Origin of the sequence: Cellulophaga lytica DSM 7489, assembly GCF_000190595.1 — a bacterium.
In the GTDB taxonomy this organism is placed as follows: Bacteria; Bacteroidota; Bacteroidia; order Flavobacteriales; family Flavobacteriaceae; genus Cellulophaga; species Cellulophaga lytica.
In genome coordinates this window covers 322,501-341,403 of sequence record NC_015167.1, presented here as the reverse complement: position 1 = coordinate 341,403, position 18,903 = coordinate 322,501, and the positions used below count along the sequence as shown (strand labels likewise).

The following is an 18,903-nucleotide window of genomic DNA, read 5'->3' as shown; positions in this document are numbered from 1 at the left end:
AATTAGCACAAAACAAAAACAAATTAATGATTTCAGAAGAGCAGTTTCAGAAAGAAATAGACCAAATTATTAGTAATGCAATACGTGAAGATGTTGGTGATGGTGACCATAGTTCTTTAGCGTGTATACCAGAAACAGCAACCGGAAAAGCAAAATTATTGGTTAAAGATAATGGTATAATTGCTGGCGTAGATTTTGCTAAACAAGTTTTTGCCTATGTAGATAAAAATTTACAAGTAGAAACTCTTATTAATGATGGTGAAACTGTAAAGCACGGAGATATTGTTTTTTATGTAGCTGGTAGCTCACAAAGTATTTTAAAAGCAGAACGCTTGGTGTTAAATGCTATGCAACGTATGAGTGCTATTGCTACTAAAACCAACTTTTTTGTGAAATTATTAGAGGGTACAAATACTAAAATATTAGACACGCGTAAAACTACACCTGGTTTACGTGCAGCAGAAAAATGGGCTGTAAAAATAGGAGGTGGAGAAAACCACAGGTTTGCTTTGTATGATATGATTATGTTAAAAGATAACCATATAGATTTTGCAGGTGGTGTAACCAAAGCAATAGAAAAAACAAAAGAATACTTAAAAGCAACTAACAGAGATTTAAAAATTATAGTTGAAGCTAGAAACCTTGATGAAATTAAAGAAATTTTAAAGACAGATGGTGTGTACCGTATTCTTATAGACAACTTTAATTATAAAGACACAAGAACTGCTGTTGCATTAATTGGAGACAAATGTTTAACAGAATCTAGTGGTGGTATTAATGAAGATACTATTAGAGAATATGCAGAATGCGGTGTAAATTACATTTCTTCTGGCGCACTTACGCACTCTGTTTATAATATGGATTTAAGTCTTAAAGCAGTTTAATGTCGGTAGAAATTGAAGAAAAACTAGCAAAAATACCAGTAATAAACTGGATAGTAGCACTATTAAAAAAAGTGACTTTACCTGCCTTCGTAGGTTTGTCTTTGTATGATTTATTAGAGCTTTACCTTAACGGAATACTAAAAGGAACCTTATCTACACGTGCCAGTGCCATTGCCTTTAGCTTGTTTATGGCATTGTTTCCGTTATTAATTTTTTTGGTAACACTAATACCGTTTTTAATACCTTATGTAGATTCTGGTAATCCAGATACCAATTTAAATACAGAGTTTATTGCGTATTTAGAGTATGTATTGCCAAATGCTATAAACGACTATTTTTTTGATCAGATTTACGATGAAATAATGAGTCAGAAACGAGGTGGTTTACTATCATCTACATTTGTACTGTCTATATTTTTAATAGCTAATGGTGTAAATGCTATTTTTAGTGGGTTTGAAAACTCGTACCACGTAAGTTTAAATCGTCATTTTTTAAGACAATATTTGTATGCTTTAATGGTAGGTTTACTACTGTCTATACTAATAATAGTTAGTGCTATAGTTTATATGTATTTTGAGATTTATGTAATAGAAAACATATCAGACACCACCCAAGTTTATTTTGGCACAGGTCTTGAAGAAACAGATATATGGACAACCGAGATTGCTAAAGTCGTTTACTTTACATTTTTATCATACTTATCCATCTCAATTTTATATTATTTTGGTACAGCAGAAGGTAAAAAAACAAAGTTCTTTTCATCGGGTTCATTAATGACTACAATTTTATTTGTGCTAACCTCTTACCTGTTTGGAGTTTACGTAGATAAATTTGCAAGGTATAATGAATTGTATGGGGCTTTAGGAGGATTATTAATTTTGATGGTTTATATTTGGTTAAATGCTAACATCCTTTTGCTAGGGTTTGAGCTAAACGCAACATTAAATTCATTAAAGAAAAAAATTATAAAAAATGAAGAAGAATAAAACACTATTTACCATTGCAATCCTTTTTTTTGTAGCTCATATTAGTGTAGCTCAATCTGTTTTTGGAAAATGGAAAACCATTGATGATAGAAACGGAAAAGAAAAAGCGATAATTAATGTTTACGAGAAAAACGGAAAAATGTATGGGAAAATAGTAAAAATTGTTGACCCAAAGCGCAGAGATGCTGTTTGTGAAAAGTGTGAAGGTGATTTAAAAAATGCACCTATTTTAGGTTTGCATATTATTAAAGACGCAGAAAAAACAGACAAGAATGAATATAAAGGAAAGCATCTTTTTGACCCAGAACAAGCAATGACTTTTAGGTGTAAAATTTGGTTAGATCCAGATGACTCAGACAAACTAAAAGTTCGTGGTTACTTAGCATTTATATACAGAACTCAAACTTGGATACGTGTTAAGGAGTAACATACTTTATGCAGCATTTTATAAATGTAATATTACCAATTCCCTTAGAGAAACTATTTACGTATAGTGTAACAAGGGCAGAAGCCAATTTTTTAAAAGTGGGTATGCGCGTAGCGGTACCCTTTGGCAAATCTAAAATACATACAGCACTAGTTGCAGAAATACATACAACAGCTCCTACTTTATACGACGCAAAAGATATTCATCAAATATTAGATGATGAACCTATAGTTACAGAGTTGCAAATTAAGCATTGGTCTTGGGTTGCAAAATATTATATGTGTTCTGTAGGCGAGGTGTTTAGAAGTGCAGTACCTGGTGCGTTTTTATTAGAAAGTGAAACGTTAATTCTTAAAAATTCTGAGGCCACTGTAGATGAAAATACACTAACAGATGAAGAGTTTTTAGTGTTTGAAGCATTAGAACGCCAGTCTATGTTAAAGGTGCAAGAAATTGCGGCCATAGTAGATAAAAAAAACGTGCTACCTATTTTAAAACGTCTGTTAGATAAAAATGTAATTTTAACTAAGGAAGAAGTTTACCAACAATATAAGCCAAAGTTAGTAAGGTATGTAAAGTTAGGAGAAAAATACCAGACAGAAGAAGAGTTAAGTGCTTTGCTAGATTCGCTTTCTAGAGCACCAAAACAAAGTAATGTTATTTTATCACTGTTTCAGTTACAAGGAACAAATCAAAAAAAAATAACAGTAAAAGAGTTAGAAAAAAAAAGTAAATCCTCTGCATCTATAATTAAAACACTTATAGATAAAGATATTTTAGAGGAGTTTTATGTACGAACAGACAGAGTTGTTTTTGATGCTACAAAAAAAACAAAACAATTAAAAGAGCTTAACAAGTACCAAACAGAAGCTATACAAGAAATAAAAGCAAGTTTTAAAGAAAAAAAAGTAACCTTGCTACACGGTGTAACCTCTTCAGGAAAAACTGAGGTTTATGTACAGCTTATTGCAGAGTGTTTAGCAGAGGGAAAACAAGCGTTGTATTTGTTACCAGAAATTGCTTTAACCACACAATTAATAGCTAGGCTCCAAAATTATTTTGGAGAATATGTAGCTGTTTTTCATTCAAAATATACCGTAAATGAAAGAGTTGAGGTTTGGAACAATGTTTTAGCTAACAAGTCTAAGGCTCAAATTGTAATAGGAGCTAGGTCAGCGTTGTTTTTACCATTTTCTAACCTAGGGTTAATAATTGTAGATGAAGAGCATGAGGCGTCTTTTAAGCAGTATGATCCGGCACCAAGATACCACGCAAGAGACAGTGCAATTGTTTTAGCTAGCTTTAGTAATTGTAATATTCTTTTAGGTTCTGCAACGCCAAGCATAGAAACGTACTACAATGTTAAACAGCAAAAATATGGTTATGCACAAATAACGCGTAGGTATGGCAATGTACTAATGCCAGAGGTAGAGTTAGTAGATATAAAAGAGCTAACTCGTAAAAAACGTATGAAAGGTCATTTTTCAGAACGGTTATTACTTGGTATTACAGAAGCAGTACAAGAGGGAGAACAAGTAATATTGTTTCAAAATCGTAGAGGGTATGCTCCAATTGTAGAGTGCACAACTTGTGGGCACTCTCCCCAATGTCCTAATTGTGATGTAAGTTTAACGTATCATCAATACAAAAAGCAAATGCGTTGCCATTACTGCAGTTACCATATGGCATTACAAAAAAGTTGTTTAGCCTGTGGTATGTCTACCTTAAACACCAAAGGTTTTGGTACAGAACAAGTAGAGCAAGAACTGCAAGAGCTAATGCCAAACCTTAGAATTGGCCGTATGGATTTAGATACCACTAGAGGTAAACATGCGTACGAGAAAATAATTACTTCTTTTGAAAAACACGAGTTAGATGTTTTAGTAGGTACACAAATGCTTACCAAAGGTTTGGATTTTGGTAATGTGAGTTTGGTAGGTATTATGAATGCAGACAACTTATTAAATTTTCCAGATTTTAGAGCGCATGAACGCAGTTACCAACTTTTAGCGCAAGTATCTGGTAGAGCAGGTAGGGCACAAAAGAGAGGAAAAGTTTTAATACAAACATATAATCCATATCACCAAATTTTACAGCAGGTATCTACAAATGATTATGAGGCAATGTATACAGACCAAATTAATGAACGTAGGTTATTTAAGTATCCGCCTTTACACAGAATTTTAAAAATAACATTTAAGCATAGAGATTATGGTAAGGTAGAAGGTGCCTCTGCTTGGTTTGCTAAATCTTTACGAGTTTCTTTTAAAGATGATGTGTTGGGTCCTGAGTTTCCTGCTGTGGCAAGAATAAGAAATCAGTATTTAAAAAATGTGGTTTTAAAAATAAAGAAAGACCAACCCTTAGGCAAAACAAAAGATTACATTAAAAAAATTGAAAAATCATTTAATTCAATTGGGCAATTTAAGGGGGTAAGAGTAATTTATAATGTAGATTATATTTAAAAAATAAGCATAAAAAAAGCTGACGTTAGTCAGCTTTTTTTATTTGGTGTATAATTGTTAGACGTTACTTAATGCTTCAGCAAGCTCGGTCTTTTTATTTCTACTTAAAGGTATTTGTCTTCCATCAACTTCTACATTTTTACTATTAAATTTTTCAACCTTTTCTAAGTTTACAATATAAGATTTGTGTATTCTTAAAAACTTATCTTCTGGCAATTGTTTTTCAAAAGATTTCATTGTAGATAAAATTACAATATTAGCCTCGTCTGTAACAAGTTTAATATAATCGCCTAAGGCTTCTATCCATTTAATATCATTTAAAATAACCTTACGTTTTTTAAGGTTGCTTTTTGCAAATATATGTTCTTCGTCTTCCTGTACTCTGTGCATTTGCTCATATTTACCTACGGCTCTTTTTACAGAGGCATCAAACCTACTCATTGTAATTGGTTTGTGTAAGTAATCTGTTACGTCATAATCAAAGGCTTTTAATGCGTAATCAGGTTTTCCAGTTATAAGTATAACTTGTGGCGGATTTTCTAAAGACTCTAATAAGTCAAATCCGTTAATGATTGGCATTTCTACGTCTAGGAAAATAAGATCAACTTCGTTGTTCTTAAGTCCGTTCTTGGCTTCAATAGCATTGCTGTACTCAGCAACCATTGCTAGGTTTGGATGATTGTTAACCAACTTTGCAACGGCCATACGCTGCATAGAAGAATCATCTACAATTATACATCTTAGTTTCATAAATAAGTTGATTTGTGGGGTTAAATCTCGGCTAAAGTACTAAAAATGTCAGATGAATTGCAAGAAAAGATGTGAACATGCACTAATCTGTTGTGTAATTAGCATTAAACGAGTTATGGATTGCATTTAGCTTTGGTTAGATATTTGGGGTTTGTTAATAACTATTTTAATGTATAACGAAGATTTTAGTGTTTTCTTGTGAGAATAGAAAAAAATAATTACTTTTGCGGACTGAAAAAAAAATATATAATATGAATCATTACGAAACTGTTTTCATTCTGAATCCCGTTCTATCTGATGTACAGATAGAGGAAACAGTTAAGAAATTTGAGGATTTCTTAATTAAAAAAGGTTCCAAAATGGTTGCCAAAGAAAATTGGGGACTTAAAAAATTGGCCTATCCTATTCAACACAAAAAAAGTGGTTTTTACCATTTGTTTGAATTTACTGCACCTGGTGATGTAATCAATGGCTATGAGCTAGAATTTAGAAGAGATGAACGTGTTATGCGTTTCTTAACTGTAAAGCTAGACAAGCACGCTATTTCTTGGGCAGAGAGAAGAAGAACAAAATTAAAAACTAAAGCTTAAGGATTATGTCAGCTATTGAACAACAAGCAAAAGGAAAAAAAGACGGAGAAATTAGATATTTAACTCCGTTAAACATTGAGACTAACAAACAGAAAAAATACTGTAGATTTAAAAAATCAGGTATTAAGTATGTAGATTATAAAGATCCAGATTTCTTAATTAAGTTAGTTAATGAGCAAGGTAAATTACTTCCAAGAAGACTTACTGGAACTTCATTAAAGTATCAAAGAAAAGTGGCTGTTGCTGTAAAAAGAGCACGTCATTTAGCATTAATGCCATATGTTGGCGATTTATTAAAATAAAAAAAGCTAAACAATGGAACTTATATTAAAACAAGACGTACAGAATTTAGGTTTTAAGGATGACGTAGTAGAAGTAAAAAACGGCTACGGAAGAAACTTTCTTATTCCTCAAGGATTAGCTGCTCTTGCTACACCGTCTGCAAAGAAGGTTTTAGCAGAGAACTTAAAGCAAAGAGCTCATAAAGAGAAGAAAATTGTTGATGAAGCTAACAAAACTGCAGAAGCATTAAAGCAATTAGAAATTAAAATACCTGCTAAAGTTGGTGTTGGAACTAAATTGTTTGGATCTATATCTAATATAGATTTAGCTGCAGCTATAGAAAAAGCTGGTCAGTCAATAGACAAAAAATACATTTCTATTAAAGGTGGTGCCGTTAAAAGAACTGGGCCTTACAACGCTCAGATTAGATTACACAGAGAGGTTATTGTAGAATTTCCTTTTGAAGTTGTAGCGGAAGCTAAATAAATAGTTAATATAATGTTAATAGAAAAAAGAGTTATGCACGCATAACTCTTTTTTTTGTTCTAAATTTAGCGTATCTAAAAATAACTAACTTAGAACAATATGAAAAACTATTTATTTTTTTGCTTATCGTTTTTGTTTGTTTCCCTTTCGGTTAATGCCCAGGTAACAACCTCAAACATTAAAGGTTTAGTGGTAGACGATCAAGCGGCACCTCTTATGGGGGCAAATGTTATTGCTGTACATACCCCAACGGGTACTAAATACGGTGGTATAACTAATGACGAAGGTAGGTATAACCTACTTAATATGAGGGTTGGTGGCCCTTATGTAATTACTGTTTCTTACGTAGGTTTTGAAAATCAAGTTAAAAATGATGTTTACTTAACACTGGGGAAAACTTTTAATTTTAACGTTACACTTACTGAGTCTAGTCAAATGCTAGATGAAATTATTTTAGTGCAAGACCAAAGTGGTACTTTTGGTAGTGGGCGTACAGGAGCAGAAACAAGTGTTGGTAGTAGAGAACTTACTAAATTACCAACAATTTCTAGATCAGCTTCAGATTTTACTAGATTAGAGCCAACAGCAAGTGGCGATTCTTTTGGAGGTCGTAATGATCAGTTTAATAATTTCTCTTTAGATGGTGCAATTTTTAATAATCCTTTTGGTTTAGATTCTCCAACACCAGGTGGGCAAACAGGCTCACAGCCAATTTCTTTAGATGCTATAGAGCAAATACAAGTAAGTACTGCTCCTTATGATGTTACTTTGTCTGGTTTTACTGGAGCTTCTGTTAATGCTGTTACAAAAAGTGGTACTAATGAATTTCATGGTACTGTTTATGGCTTTTTTAGAAATGAAGATTTAACAGGTGGTAAAGTTAAAGGTGAAGATGTAATTAAGCCTAAATTAACGCAAAACCAATATGGTGTAAGTATTGGTGGGCCAATTGTTAAAAATAAATTATTCTTCTTTGCTAATTTTGAAAAAGAAGAAAGAGATGATTTAGGTACAAACGGATGGATTCCTAATACTGGTTCTGGTAATATTGGTGAGTCTAGAGTTTTAGAGAGCGATTTAATGGCAGTGCAGTCTGCCCTAGCAGGTATTGGTTATGACACTGGTCGTTATGAAGGGTTTACTTATGGTGGCGAGTCTACTAAAGGTATCTTTAAGTTAGATTGGAATATTAATGACAATAACAGATTAGCTGTTATTTACAACTTTTTAAATTCTTCTAAAGAAAAGCCAGCTCACCCTACAGCTATTAGACAAAGAGGACCAAATTTTACAACTTTACAGTTTGAGAATTCTGGTTATGAAATTAATAACAACTTAAAGTCTTTTCAGATAGAATTAAATTCTACATTGTCTGAAACTATGACAAATAAATTGCAAGTAGGGTATTCTCATTTTGATGATTTTAGAGATGCTTTATCTTCTCCAATTCCTGCAATGACTATTCAAGATGGTAATGGGTCTAACTATATTGTAGTAGGTCATGAGCCTTTTTCAATTAATAATACATTAGATCAAAAGGTTTTTCAGTTTTCAAACAATACAAATATATTTAAAGGAGATCATACGTATACTATAGGTTTTTCTTTTGAGAAATTCGATTTTAAAAACTCATTTAATCTTGGAGCATATGGTTATGCTGATGATAGAGGTTATGTAGGTGCTTTTGGTGCATTTGGTAGTTTAGCAGATTTTCAAACAGCAATAGATAATGGATTAATTTCTGATGCTATTACAAATGCTGAAGGTATTAATGCAGCAAACAATGCTAATGATACTTGGAGCTTGGCAGAAACTAGTGTAGGTCAAATGGCATTTTATGTGCAAGATGAGTGGAATGCTACTGAAGATTTTAAATTGACTTACGGAGTTCGTTTTGATAAGCCTTTATTTTTTGATACAGCAGATAAAATACGTGAAAATATAGCAAGAAAAGGTACATATGTGCCAAGTATACCTTACTACAATCCAGAGACAGGAGAAGAGGTGTTTATAGATTCTGAAAAATTACCAAGTAACCAATGGTTAATTTCTCCAAGAGTTGGTTTTAATTGGGATGCTAAAGGAGATAATTCTTTACAAGTACGTGGTGGTACTGGTTTATTTACTGGTAGATTGCCATTTGTATGGTTGGGTAACCAAGTGCAAGGTGTAGATGTTTTTTACTACCAAACTGTAGATCCAGATTTTAAATTTCCACAGGTTTGGAGAACTAATTTAGGTTTAGATAAAAAGTTTGAAAATGGTGTTATTGGTACTTTAGATGTTTCTTATACTAAAGATTTAAACGCTGCTCATGTTCAAAACTGGGGATTAAGAGAGCCAACAGGTACGTTAGTTGGTCCTGGTGGAGATAGACCTGTTTATTTACCTGGTGATACAGGTAATAATGCATATGTATTTACAAATTCTGATAAAGGTAGAGTGTTTAATGTTTCGTTAAAGGGGCAAAAAACGTTTGATAATGGTTTGTATGCAATGGCTGCTTATAGTTATTTAAATGCGCAAGATGTAAACTCTATTGAAGCAGAAATTACAGGTGATGCTTTTGAGTTTAATCCTAATGCAGGTAATGCTAACTCAGATGTGTTAAGTCATTCTAAATATGGAGATACACACCGTTTTATTGGTGTTCTTTCTAAGAATTTTGAGTACGGACAAGGAAAATGGAATACAACAATTTCTACTTTCTTTGAGTATGCTAAAGGGGCAAGATATAACTATACGTATGCAGGTGATATTAATGGTGATGGTTCTGGTCAAAATAACGATTTATTATATATTCCTACTTCATCAGAGCTTAGTCAAATGCAATTTTCTGGTGCAGGACAAGCAGAAGCTTTTGAAGCGTATATTCAGCAAGATGATTACTTAAAAGATAACAGGGGAGAATTTATGGAGCGCTATGGTGCTTTAGCTCCTTGGAGAGGTCGTTGGGATCTTAAATTTTTGCAAGACTATAAATTTGCTAACAATAACAAAATACAGTTTAGTATAGATGTGCTTAATGTTGGTAACTTAATTAGTTCTGATTGGGGTATTGTACGTCAGCCAAATAATATTAGTCCGGTTGGAGTTAGTTTTCCAGATGCTAACCCAGATCCTAATATTTATGAAGCAGACCGCACACAAGCACCAACATATACTTTTGATCCTAGTTTAACAAATACTAATGGATATGATGCTAGTTTGTTGTCTAGATGGCAAGCACAATTTGGATTGCGCTTTATTTTTTAGTAAAAAATAAATAATTTTAATTATTAAAAGGTTATGCATATGCATAGCCTTTTTTTATTTTTGCAAAATGAAATATGCAAGACTAACAAAACAACAGCTAGAAGAGTTACAACCAGAGTTTGTAAACTTTTTAGCATCACAAACAATTACTGCAGAAGAATGGGAAACCATAAAAAAGGAAAAACCAGATGTGGCAGAAGAAGAGTTAGATGTTTTTAGTGATTTAATTTGGGAAGGTGTATTAACTAAAGTTGAGTATTTAGAAAATGTATCTGCCCAGCAAATGCATTTGTTTCATTTAGAAGAAAAAGAAATGAAATTGCTTTCTGTTAAAGTAATGAATCCAGATGTAGACTTAACAACAAGTGTTGGGTTTGCTTGGTTTAAGAAAAACTGGCAGTCAGATTTTGTGGAGTATTTAACGGCGTCTAAAATTTATACAGAAGATAAAAATTTAGATAAATTTAATTTAATTAAGCAAGGAGCAGTTATTACTAAAGGAGATTTATACAAGTGGTTTGATAATGTAATTAGCTAACATTTGTAACAGCAACTAATACTATAAAATTAACAGTCTTAAAATAAGGCAGCAAGAATGTTATCATTCTATCATATTTAAAAATTTATGGCACAAAAACCATCAATACCAAAAGGGACAAGAGATTTTTCTCCGTCTGAAATAGCAAAAAGAAATTATATTTTTGACATTGTAAAAAAGCATTTTCAGACTTTTGGTTTTCAACCTATAGAAACACCTTCTTTTGAAAACTCACAAACTTTAATGGGTAAATATGGAGATGAGGGAGACCGACTTATTTTTAAGATTCTAAATTCCGGAGATTATTTAAATAAGGTTAATGATGAAGTATATCAACAAAAGGACTCTAGTTTATTAACGCCTAAAATCTCAGAAAAAGCATTACGTTATGATCTTACCGTGCCGTTTGCACGTTACGTAGTAATGCACCAGAATGAAATTGATTTTCCTTTTAAAAGATATCAAATTCAACCTGTGTGGAGAGCAGACAGACCACAAAAAGGTAGGTTTAGAGAATTTTTTCAGTGCGATGCCGATGTGGTTGGCTCAGATTCTTTATTGCAAGAAATAGAATTGGTGCAATTGTATGATGCAGTTTTTACAAATCTAAAGCTTACCGGGACAACAATTAAATTAAACAATCGTAAAATTCTTGCAGGTATAGCAGAGGTTATAGGTGCAAAAGAGCGCTTAATAGATTTTACTGTTGCCTTAGATAAGTTAGATAAAATTGGAGTAGAGGGAGTAACTAAAGAAATGCTAGAAAAAGGAATTTCTGAAGCCGCAATACAAAAAGCAACGCCTCTATTTTCGTTGGCTGGTACTAATACAGAGCAATTGAAAGTTTTAGCAGAATTGCTTAAAGACTCAGAAGAGGGGAAAAAAGGAGTAGAGGAGCTTACTTTTATTATAAAAGCTGTAGAAAAATTAGGATTACAATCTGCTAATTTAGCTATAGATGTTACTTTGGCACGTGGGTTAAATTATTATACAGGTGCTATTTTTGAGGTTGCTGCACCAAGCGGAGTAAAAATGGGTTCTATTGGCGGCGGTGGACGTTATGATGATTTAACAGGGATTTTTGGATTAAAAGATGTTAGTGGTGTAGGTATCTCTTTTGGGTTAGATAGAATTTATTTAGTGCTAGAAGAATTGAATCTTTTTCCTGAAGAAATAAATAAATCATTGGAAATACTTTGTGTTAATTTTGGAGATAATGAAGCTTTTGCGGCTTTAGAATTGGTTACAGAGTTACGTAAAAACGGAGTAAAAGCAGATGTGTATCCTTCAGCTGTAAAAATGCAAAAACAAATGAAATATGCTAATAAGCGCAATGTTCCTTATGTTGTTTTAATAGGGGAACAAGAGTTGCTTAATGGCGATTTTGTTGTGAAAAATATGGAAAAAGGAGATCAGCAAACTTATAAGTTGTCAAATGTATCAGAATTTATAGCCTCGTTATAAGTTATACATTAACTTTTTAGTAAAAAACTGCTGTGCAATAGTATTGTGTAGCGGTTTTTTTAATTCATTTCTTTTTATCAGAAAAAGAAGAATAATATCAATTGGTAGCGCAAGAAAATGCATCTGTTTAAAAATTAGAAAACTTTTTCTATTGCTGCTAAAACGGTATTGTAATACTTTTTACTGTGTGGAACATAAAGTTTCTTCGTTTCAATATTGCTTAATTCTATTTTAAAATCAGAAATAAGTTTAAGCTCTAAGTCTTCAACTTCATTATCTTGTTTTGTTAGAGAATTTAAATCTGTTTTTAATTTACATATAAATGTATGATGAAATTCACAGTCAATTAAGTAATCCGTATGTTTTTGGATAGATTTAAAGCATCCAATTTTTTGTAAATCTGTTTTTTGTATGGTAATTCCAATTTCTTCTTCAATTTCTCTTAAAGCAGAATTAATGATGTCTTCTCCTGCTCCAATATGTCCGGCAACAGAAACATCCCATAATAAAGGAAATATATCTTTGTTTTTTGAACGTTGTTGAAGTAGAATTTCTTTTTTTTTAGTGTAAAACCAAATATGTGTTGTTTGGTGAAACCAACCGTTTTTATGAGTTTCAGATTTTAAAGCGGTTTTGCCTGTTTTTTTTCCTTTAAAATCTAAAATATCTACAAGCTCATCCATATAGTAGTAAAAGTATTAAAAATAAAACCCCCCATATGAGGGGTTTTGTAAAAGTTAATCAAAGTAACTAAAAGTTTCTCCTTCTTTAATATTTAAAAGTGTTTCATATATTAAACGTATAACGTTTTCAACGTCATCTCTGTGTACTGTTTCTACAGTTGTGTGCATATAGCGTAGAGGTAAAGAAATCAATGCAGAGGCAACTCCGCCATTACTATAAGCAAAAGCATCTGTGTCCGTACCAGTAGATCTAGATGCTGCCATACGCTGAAAAGGTATTTCTTTAGCTTCAGCAGTTTCAATAATGCGCTCTCTAAGTTTGTTTTGTACAGCAGGTGCATAAGAAATTACAGGTCCAGAGCCTATTTCGGTAAATCCTTGTACTTTTTGCTCAATCATAGGTGTGGTTGTATCGTGGCAAACATCAGTAACTATTGCAACATTAGGCTTAATAGTTTGTGTAATCATTTCTGCGCCTCGCAAACCAATTTCTTCTTGTACAGAGTTTGTAATGTATAAGCCAAAGGGTAATTTAACATTGTTCTCGTGTAATAGTCTGGCAACTTCTGCAATCATAAAGCCTCCAGCTCTATTATCTATAGCTCTACAAACAAATTTGTTTCCGTTTAAAACTTTAAAAGTGTCTGGGTAGGTGATAACACAACCTACGTGTACACCCATTTTCTCAACTTCAGCTTTATCTTTTGCGCCTATATCAATACATATATTGTCTAATTTAGGGGCTTCTTCTTTGCTTTTATTTCTTGTATGTATTGCTGGCCATCCAAAAACACCTTCAACAATACCGTTTTTTGTATGTATGTTAACCCATTTAGATGGTGCTATTTGGTGGTCACTTCCACCATTTCTTATAACATATAGTAAGCCATTGTCAGATATGTAATTTACATACCAAGAAATTTCATCAGAGTGTCCTTCAATAACAACCTTGTATTTAGCATCTGGATTAATTACGCCCACAGCGGTTCCGTAGGTGTCCGTAATAAAAGTGTCTACATAAGGCTTTAGGTAGTCCATCCAAATTTTTTGACCTTCCCATTCATAACCTGTAGGAGATGCATTATTTAAGTATCGTTCAAAAAAATCAAGAGATTTTTCAGTAATAATTTTCTTTGCGCTCATAAACATATATATTTAAATACAAATTTAATAATATTCATTTTTAATTAATAATATCGTCACGTGTTTATCGTTAATAATACGAACTCTATATATTGTATGAAAAGTATAGCAAACATATCATTTATAATATTTATTCTTATTTATGGCTCTGTGTCAGCACAAGTAGAGGAGGTAAAAGACTCTGTAGATGTTGAGTTGTATAAGATAGAGGGAGATTCTGTTTATGATACATCCATAACTTTAAATGAAGTGTATGTATTTGCTCCATTAAAATTTGCTACCAAAGAAGAAAAATTACGCTACTATATATTAAGGAGAAAAACATTAAAGGTATATCCTTATGCAAAAATGGCGGCAGAAAAGCTAGTTGTATTAAATGATAGTTTAAAAAAAATTAAAAAGAAATCAAAAAAACGAAAGTACACCAGGCAAGTTCATAAAGAAATTGAAGATCAGTTTTCAGAAAGATTAAAAAAATTAACCCGTACAGAAGGCCAAATACTTATAAAACTAATAAATAGGCAAACCGGAGATACAGCTTTTGGACTAGTAAAGGAGTTAAGAAATGGTTGGCGTGCCTTTTGGTACAACACATCTGCAAAGTTTTTTAAAATTAGCATTAAGGCAGAATATCATCCAGAAAGTGTACATGAGGACTATTTAATAGAGGATATTTTGCAGCGTGCCTTTGCTAAAGGAAGGTTAAAAGAGCAACCAACTGTTTTAAATTACAATTATACTACACTGACTAACAAGTGGATAACTAAAAAAAAGAAGTGATAATCGCTTGTTTAGTATAAAATTTCGTTTTATATTTAATGCCCTTTTTAAATGTATTAGAATTCTTTAGCCCTACAATCGCCTTTTTAGAGGTAAAGTAATATTGTTTTAGGCTAGTTTTTAATGATAAGCTTAGGCTTGGTAAAAAATAGGTTAAAAGTGTGTTGTTTTAAGTGCTTGAAAAATAGGGTTCTAAAGCATAAAATAAAAATACTTTAAAAAAGAATCAAAAAAGCCTTGTGGTGTTTAAAAATGGGAGTATATTTGCAGCCGCTAACGGAGAAACAAGCAGTTGTAAAGTTAGTAAAGTTCATTGATTCAGTTGTAAAATTAGTATAATATAAAGGTTAAAAAATAAGTAACTAAAAGCTTGTTTTGTAGCAATTAAAAATACTATTTTTGCATTCCCAATTTGCTAGGGTTGTTAAAGCAAAACTAACAGTAAAATAAATTAAATTTTTATTTTGTCAGTTTAAAAAAACGTTTTACATTTGCAACCGCTTTCAGAGAGGGTAAAGCGATAAGAAATTTTGGAATGATTTGTTATTAAAAATCAACTAGTTCGAGTCTAGTATTTCTACAAGAATTAAAAGTTCATTTGACATATTGAAGAGACAGCAAAATAATGCTACTTGTAGTATTATTGGATTAAAAAAAAGAGAATGAGTTTAGTTTAGGACGATTTTAGGTTGTTAAGAATATTTACAAAACAACGATGAAGAGTTTGATCCTGGCTCAGGATGAACGCTAGCGGCAGGCTTAACACATGCAAGTCGAGGGGTAACAGAGGAGCTTGCTCTTGCTGACGACCGGCGCACGGGTGCGTAACGCGTATACAATCTGCCTTACACTAAGGGATAGCCCAGAGAAATTTGGATTAACACCTTATAGTTTATTTTTATGGCATCATTTAAATAATAAAGTTTACGGTGTAAGATGAGTATGCGTCCCATTAGTTTGTTGGTAAGGTAACGGCTTACCAAGACTACGATGGGTAGGGGCCCTGAGAGGGGGATCCCCCACACTGGTACTGAGACACGGACCAGACTCCTACGGGAGGCAGCAGTGAGGAATATTGGACAATGGAGGAGACTCTGATCCAGCCATGCCGCGTGCAGGAAGACGGTCCTATGGATTGTAAACTGCTTTTATACAGGAAGAATAAGGACTACGTGTAGTCTGGTGACGGTACTGTAAGAATAAGGACCGGCTAACTCCGTGCCAGCAGCCGCGGTAATACGGAGGGTCCGAGCGTTATCCGGAATTATTGGGTTTAAAGGGTCCGTAGGCGGGCTGTTAAGTCAGGGGTGAAAGTTTGCAGCTCAACTGTAGAATTGCCTTTGATACTGATGGTCTTGAATTATTGTGAAGTGGTTAGAATATGTAGTGTAGCGGTGAAATGCATAGATATTACATAGAATACCGATTGCGAAGGCAGATCACTAACAATTGATTGACGCTGATGGACGAAAGCGTGGGTAGCGAACAGGATTAGATACCCTGGTAGTCCACGCCGTAAACGATGGATACTAGCTGTTTGGATTTCGATCTGAGCGGCCAAGCGAAAGTGATAAGTATCCCACCTGGGGAGTACGTTCGCAAGAATGAAACTCAAAGGAATTGACGGGGGCCCGCACAAGCGGTGGAGCATGTGGTTTAATTCGATGATACGCGAGGAACCTTACCAGGGCTTAAATGTAGATTGACAGGTTTAGAGATAGACTTTCCTTCGGGCAATTTACAAGGTGCTGCATGGTTGTCGTCAGCTCGTGCCGTGAGGTGTCAGGTTAAGTCCTATAACGAGCGCAACCCCTGTTGTTAGTTACCAGCACATTATGGTGGGGACTCTAGCAAGACTGCCGGTGCAAACCGTGAGGAAGGTGGGGATGACGTCAAATCATCACGGCCCTTACGTCCTGGGCCACACACGTGCTACAATGGTAGGTACAGAGAGCAGCCACTTAGCGATAAGGAGCGAATCTATAAAACCTATCACAGTTCGGATCGGAGTCTGCAACTCGACTCCGTGAAGCTGGAATCGCTAGTAATCGGATATCAGCCATGATCCGGTGAATACGTTCCCGGGCCTTGTACACACCGCCCGTCAAGCCATGGAAGCTGGGGGTACCTGAAGTTCGTCACCGCAAGGAGCGACCTAGGGTAAAACTGGTAACTAGGGCTAAGTCGTAACAAGGTAGCCGTACCGGAAGGTGCGGCTGGAACACCTCCTTTCTAGAGAAAGACGACCGTTACATATTAGTTTATGTAGTAAGAATTTAGTTTATCTAGATTTATTTTCTTTTTTCGCTGTCACTTCAAAATATTAAGATACAACAACTAAGATTGAGTCCCATAGCTCAGCTGGTTAGAGCGCTACACTGATAATGTAGAGGTCGGCAGTTCGAGTCTGCCTGGGACTACTAAGTAAAGCTTATCAAGAGTAAGTGTTACAAAAGTAGTCAAGGTAAAACAAGAGGCTATAGTTATTTTAGTTTGGTTGTATTGAGATAGCATTATAAACGTAATGTAAAAAGGAAATTCTGGAAGTTGAGTAGTAGTTGGCAGTACTAACTACAAGCTACTATATACTACTTTTAGTATATGGGGGATTAGCTCAGCTGGCTAGAGCGCCTGCCTTGCACGCAGGAGGTCATCGGTTCGACTCCGATATTCTCCACCAGGCAATTTCTGGAGATAATTAATATTATCATCCAGTGTATTGTAATCGAGAGCATAGATAATTTAATTGTCTGTTGCGATTCGTAATAACGTTCATTGACATATTGGGACATTGTGTATAATTACCACAGGGGTAATTATCACGATAAGAAATAAAAAGAATACGAAATAGAGAAGAGCAAGAGGCTATTAGATGGTATGTAAAACATCTAGTAGTGACAAGTTACAAAAGGGCGTATGGGGAATGCCTAGGCTCTCAGAGGCGAAGAAGGACGCGATAAGCTGCGAAAATCTGCGGGGATCAGCACATATGATATGATCCGCAGGTATCCGAATGGGGCAACCCGGCATATTGAAGATATGTCATCTCGAAAGAGAAGCAAACCCGGAGAACTGAAACATCTAAGTACCCGGAGGAGGAGAAAACAAAAGTGATTCCGTTAGTAGTGGCGAGCGAACGCGGATTAGCCCAAACCAATATTGTTTCGGCAGTATTGGGGTTGTAGGACCACGATATTTGGTGTGTTATGAATTAGAATACGTTGGAAAGCGTGGCCATAGCAGGTGATAGCCCTGTATAAGTAAAGACCATTACCGATAGTGGTATCCTGAGTAGCACGGGGCACGTGAAACCTTGTGTGAATTTGGCGGGACCATCCGTTAAGGCTAAATACTCCTGAGAGACCGATAGTGAACCAGTACCGTGAGGGAAAGGTGAAAAGAACCCTGAACAAGGGAGTGAAAAAGATCCTGAAACCATACGCTTACAAGCGGTCGGAGCCTTTAGGGGTGACGGCGTGCCTTTTGCATAATGAGCCTACGAGTTACTTTTACCAGCAAGGTTAAGGTTTTATGGACCGGAGCCGTAGCGAAAGCGAGTCTGAATAGGGCGATATAGTTGGTAGTAGTAGACGCGAAACCGTGTGATCTACCCATGGGCAGGTTGAAGCTTTGTTAACCCAAAGTGGAGGACCGAACCCGTTGACGTTGAAAAGTCTTGGGATGACCTGTGGGTAGGGGTGAAAGGCCAATCAAACTCGGAAATAGCTCGTACTCCCCGAAATGCATTTAGGTGCAGCGTGCATATAGTTTTATAGAGGTAGAGCTACTGATTGGATGCGGGGGCTTCACCGCCTACCAATTCCTGACAAACTCCGAATGCTATAAAATGTTTATGCGCAGTGAGGGCATGGGTGCTAAGGTCCATGTCCGAGAGGGAAAGAACCCAGATCATCAGCTAAGGTCCCAAAGTATATACTAAGTTGAAAAAACGAGGTCCAACTGCACAGACAGCCAGGATGTTGGCTTGGAAGCAGCCATTCATTTAAAGAGTGCGTAACAGCTCACTGGTCGAGCGGTTGGGCATGGATAATAATCGGGCATAAGTATATCACCGAAGCTATGACTTCTATATAATAGAGGGGTAGGGGAGCATTGTAGCGCCGTAGAAGGTTTACTGTAAGGTATTCTGGAGGTTCTACAAACGAAAAT

14 protein-coding genes, 2 tRNA genes and 2 rRNA genes (1 of these 18 only partly in view) are annotated in these 18,903 nt (G+C 34.8%); 15 read left to right on the top strand and 3 right to left on the bottom strand.

Annotated features, from left to right (window positions below; all coding sequences use genetic code 11):
• Positions 1-26: 26 nt before the first annotated feature.
• From nadC to priA, 4 genes are read left to right on the top strand one after another with little or no spacing between them, the layout of a single operon-like run.
• Complete coding sequence (nadC, locus tag CELLY_RS01590; protein WP_013619899.1) at positions 27-884, top strand: carboxylating nicotinate-nucleotide diphosphorylase; 858 nt, start codon at positions 27-29, stop codon at positions 882-884.
• A complete protein-coding gene (locus tag CELLY_RS01585) occupies positions 884-1,870 on the top strand; it encodes a YihY/virulence factor BrkB family protein (protein WP_013619898.1) in 987 nt (328 codons plus the stop codon). Before nadC ends, CELLY_RS01585 begins: the two co-directional genes overlap by 1 nt.
• The gene (locus CELLY_RS01580) at positions 1,857-2,297 is read left to right on the top strand and encodes a DUF2147 domain-containing protein (protein ID WP_013619897.1); all 441 of its coding nucleotides are present in this window, start codon (positions 1,857-1,859) and stop codon (positions 2,295-2,297) included. The genes CELLY_RS01585 and CELLY_RS01580 overlap by 14 nt, the downstream gene beginning before the upstream one ends.
• Positions 2,298-2,305: 8 nt before the next feature.
• Positions 2,306-4,762 carry a replication restart helicase PriA gene (gene priA, locus CELLY_RS01575; protein WP_013619896.1) on the top strand — a complete coding sequence of 819 codons (2,457 nt, stop codon included), beginning with the start codon at positions 2,306-2,308 and terminating at the stop codon, positions 4,760-4,762.
• A 57-nt stretch (positions 4,763-4,819) separates the two neighbouring features.
• On the opposite strand, the gene CELLY_RS01570 is transcribed toward priA, so the two are convergent.
• Complete coding sequence (locus CELLY_RS01570) at positions 4,820-5,512, bottom strand: LytR/AlgR family response regulator transcription factor (RefSeq protein WP_013619895.1); 693 nt, start codon at positions 5,510-5,512, stop codon at positions 4,820-4,822.
• A 251-nt stretch (positions 5,513-5,763) separates the two neighbouring features.
• Between CELLY_RS01570 and rpsF the strand changes: the two genes are divergently transcribed.
• From rpsF to hisS, 6 genes are all read left to right on the top strand, one after another.
• The gene (gene rpsF, locus CELLY_RS01565; protein WP_013619894.1) at positions 5,764-6,102 is read left to right on the top strand and encodes a 30S ribosomal protein S6; all 339 of its coding nucleotides are present in this window, start codon (positions 5,764-5,766) and stop codon (positions 6,100-6,102) included.
• 2 nt (positions 6,103-6,104) lie between these two features.
• The gene (gene rpsR, locus CELLY_RS01560) at positions 6,105-6,404 is read left to right on the top strand and encodes a 30S ribosomal protein S18 (protein WP_170854752.1); all 300 of its coding nucleotides are present in this window, start codon (positions 6,105-6,107) and stop codon (positions 6,402-6,404) included.
• Positions 6,405-6,417: 13 nt separating this feature from the next.
• Positions 6,418-6,870, top strand: coding sequence for a 50S ribosomal protein L9 (gene rplI, locus CELLY_RS01555; protein WP_013619892.1), 453 nt, complete (start codon positions 6,418-6,420; stop codon positions 6,868-6,870).
• A gap of 99 nt (positions 6,871-6,969) precedes the next feature.
• Positions 6,970-10,125: a TonB-dependent receptor gene (locus tag CELLY_RS01550; protein WP_013619891.1), complete on the top strand. Its 3,156-nt coding sequence runs from the start codon at positions 6,970-6,972 to the stop codon at positions 10,123-10,125.
• Between the two features lie 67 nt (positions 10,126-10,192).
• Positions 10,193-10,663 carry a DUF6495 family protein gene (locus CELLY_RS01545; RefSeq protein WP_013619890.1) on the top strand — a complete coding sequence of 157 codons (471 nt, stop codon included), beginning with the start codon at positions 10,193-10,195 and terminating at the stop codon, positions 10,661-10,663.
• 87 nt (positions 10,664-10,750) lie between these two features.
• Positions 10,751-12,127 carry a histidine--tRNA ligase gene (gene hisS / locus CELLY_RS01540; RefSeq protein ID WP_013619889.1) on the top strand — a complete coding sequence of 459 codons (1,377 nt, stop codon included), beginning with the start codon at positions 10,751-10,753 and terminating at the stop codon, positions 12,125-12,127.
• A gap of 134 nt (positions 12,128-12,261) precedes the next feature.
• Here the strand turns inward: hisS and CELLY_RS01535 are convergent, their stop codons facing one another.
• Together CELLY_RS01535 and CELLY_RS01530 are read right to left on the bottom strand one after the other, a co-directional pair.
• Positions 12,262-12,810: an NUDIX hydrolase gene (locus CELLY_RS01535; protein WP_013619888.1), complete on the bottom strand. Its 549-nt coding sequence runs from the start codon at positions 12,808-12,810 to the stop codon at positions 12,262-12,264.
• A 54-nt stretch (positions 12,811-12,864) separates the two neighbouring features.
• Positions 12,865-13,953 (bottom strand): M42 family metallopeptidase, encoded by a 1,089-nt coding sequence (locus CELLY_RS01530; protein ID WP_013619887.1) that lies wholly within the window; start codon positions 13,951-13,953, stop codon positions 12,865-12,867.
• A 96-nt stretch (positions 13,954-14,049) separates the two neighbouring features.
• Between CELLY_RS01530 and CELLY_RS01525 the strand changes: the two genes are divergently transcribed.
• The 5 genes from CELLY_RS01525 to CELLY_RS01505 form a co-directional block, all read left to right on the top strand.
• Positions 14,050-14,733, top strand: a complete 684-nt coding sequence (locus tag CELLY_RS01525; protein WP_013619886.1) for a DUF4294 domain-containing protein — start codon at positions 14,050-14,052, stop codon at positions 14,731-14,733.
• 712 nt (positions 14,734-15,445) lie between these two features.
• A 16S ribosomal RNA gene (locus CELLY_RS01520) occupies positions 15,446-16,965 on the top strand.
• A gap of 114 nt (positions 16,966-17,079) precedes the next feature.
• Positions 17,080-17,153, top strand: a tRNA-Ile gene (locus tag CELLY_RS01515).
• Positions 17,154-17,336: 183 nt separating this feature from the next.
• Positions 17,337-17,413: transfer RNA gene (locus CELLY_RS01510), tRNA-Ala, on the top strand.
• A gap of 214 nt (positions 17,414-17,627) precedes the next feature.
• A 23S ribosomal RNA gene (locus CELLY_RS01505) occupies positions 17,628-18,903 on the top strand (it continues 1,551 nt past the right edge of the window).
• The 16S and 23S rRNA genes sit together here with 2 tRNA genes alongside, the layout of an rRNA operon.

What these genes read in the sequence shown, in the direction of transcription:
- CELLY_RS01570 (WP_013619895.1), bottom strand. Translation starts at nt 5,512, where the DNA reads ATGAAACTAAGATGTATAATTGTAGATGATTCTTCTATGCAGCGTATG.
- rpsF (WP_013619894.1), top strand. Translation starts at nt 5,764, where the DNA reads ATGAATCATTACGAAACTGTTTTCATTCTGAATCCCGTTCTATCTGAT.
- nadC (WP_013619899.1), top strand. Translation starts at nt 27, where the DNA reads ATGATTTCAGAAGAGCAGTTTCAGAAAGAAATAGACCAAATTATTAGT.
- CELLY_RS01530 (WP_013619887.1), bottom strand. Translation starts at nt 13,953, where the DNA reads ATGAGCGCAAAGAAAATTATTACTGAAAAATCTCTTGATTTTTTTGAA.
- hisS (WP_013619889.1), top strand. Translation starts at nt 10,751, where the DNA reads ATGGCACAAAAACCATCAATACCAAAAGGGACAAGAGATTTTTCTCCG.
- CELLY_RS01550 (WP_013619891.1), top strand. Translation starts at nt 6,970, where the DNA reads ATGAAAAACTATTTATTTTTTTGCTTATCGTTTTTGTTTGTTTCCCTT.
- rplI (WP_013619892.1), top strand. Translation starts at nt 6,418, where the DNA reads ATGGAACTTATATTAAAACAAGACGTACAGAATTTAGGTTTTAAGGAT.
- CELLY_RS01585 (WP_013619898.1), top strand. Translation starts at nt 884, where the DNA reads ATGTCGGTAGAAATTGAAGAAAAACTAGCAAAAATACCAGTAATAAAC.
- CELLY_RS01535 (WP_013619888.1), bottom strand. Translation starts at nt 12,810, where the DNA reads ATGGATGAGCTTGTAGATATTTTAGATTTTAAAGGAAAAAAAACAGGC.
- CELLY_RS01545 (WP_013619890.1), top strand. Translation starts at nt 10,193, where the DNA reads ATGAAATATGCAAGACTAACAAAACAACAGCTAGAAGAGTTACAACCA.
- priA (WP_013619896.1), top strand. Translation starts at nt 2,306, where the DNA reads ATGCAGCATTTTATAAATGTAATATTACCAATTCCCTTAGAGAAACTA.
- CELLY_RS01580 (WP_013619897.1), top strand. Translation starts at nt 1,857, where the DNA reads ATGAAGAAGAATAAAACACTATTTACCATTGCAATCCTTTTTTTTGTA.
- CELLY_RS01525 (WP_013619886.1), top strand. Translation starts at nt 14,050, where the DNA reads ATGAAAAGTATAGCAAACATATCATTTATAATATTTATTCTTATTTAT.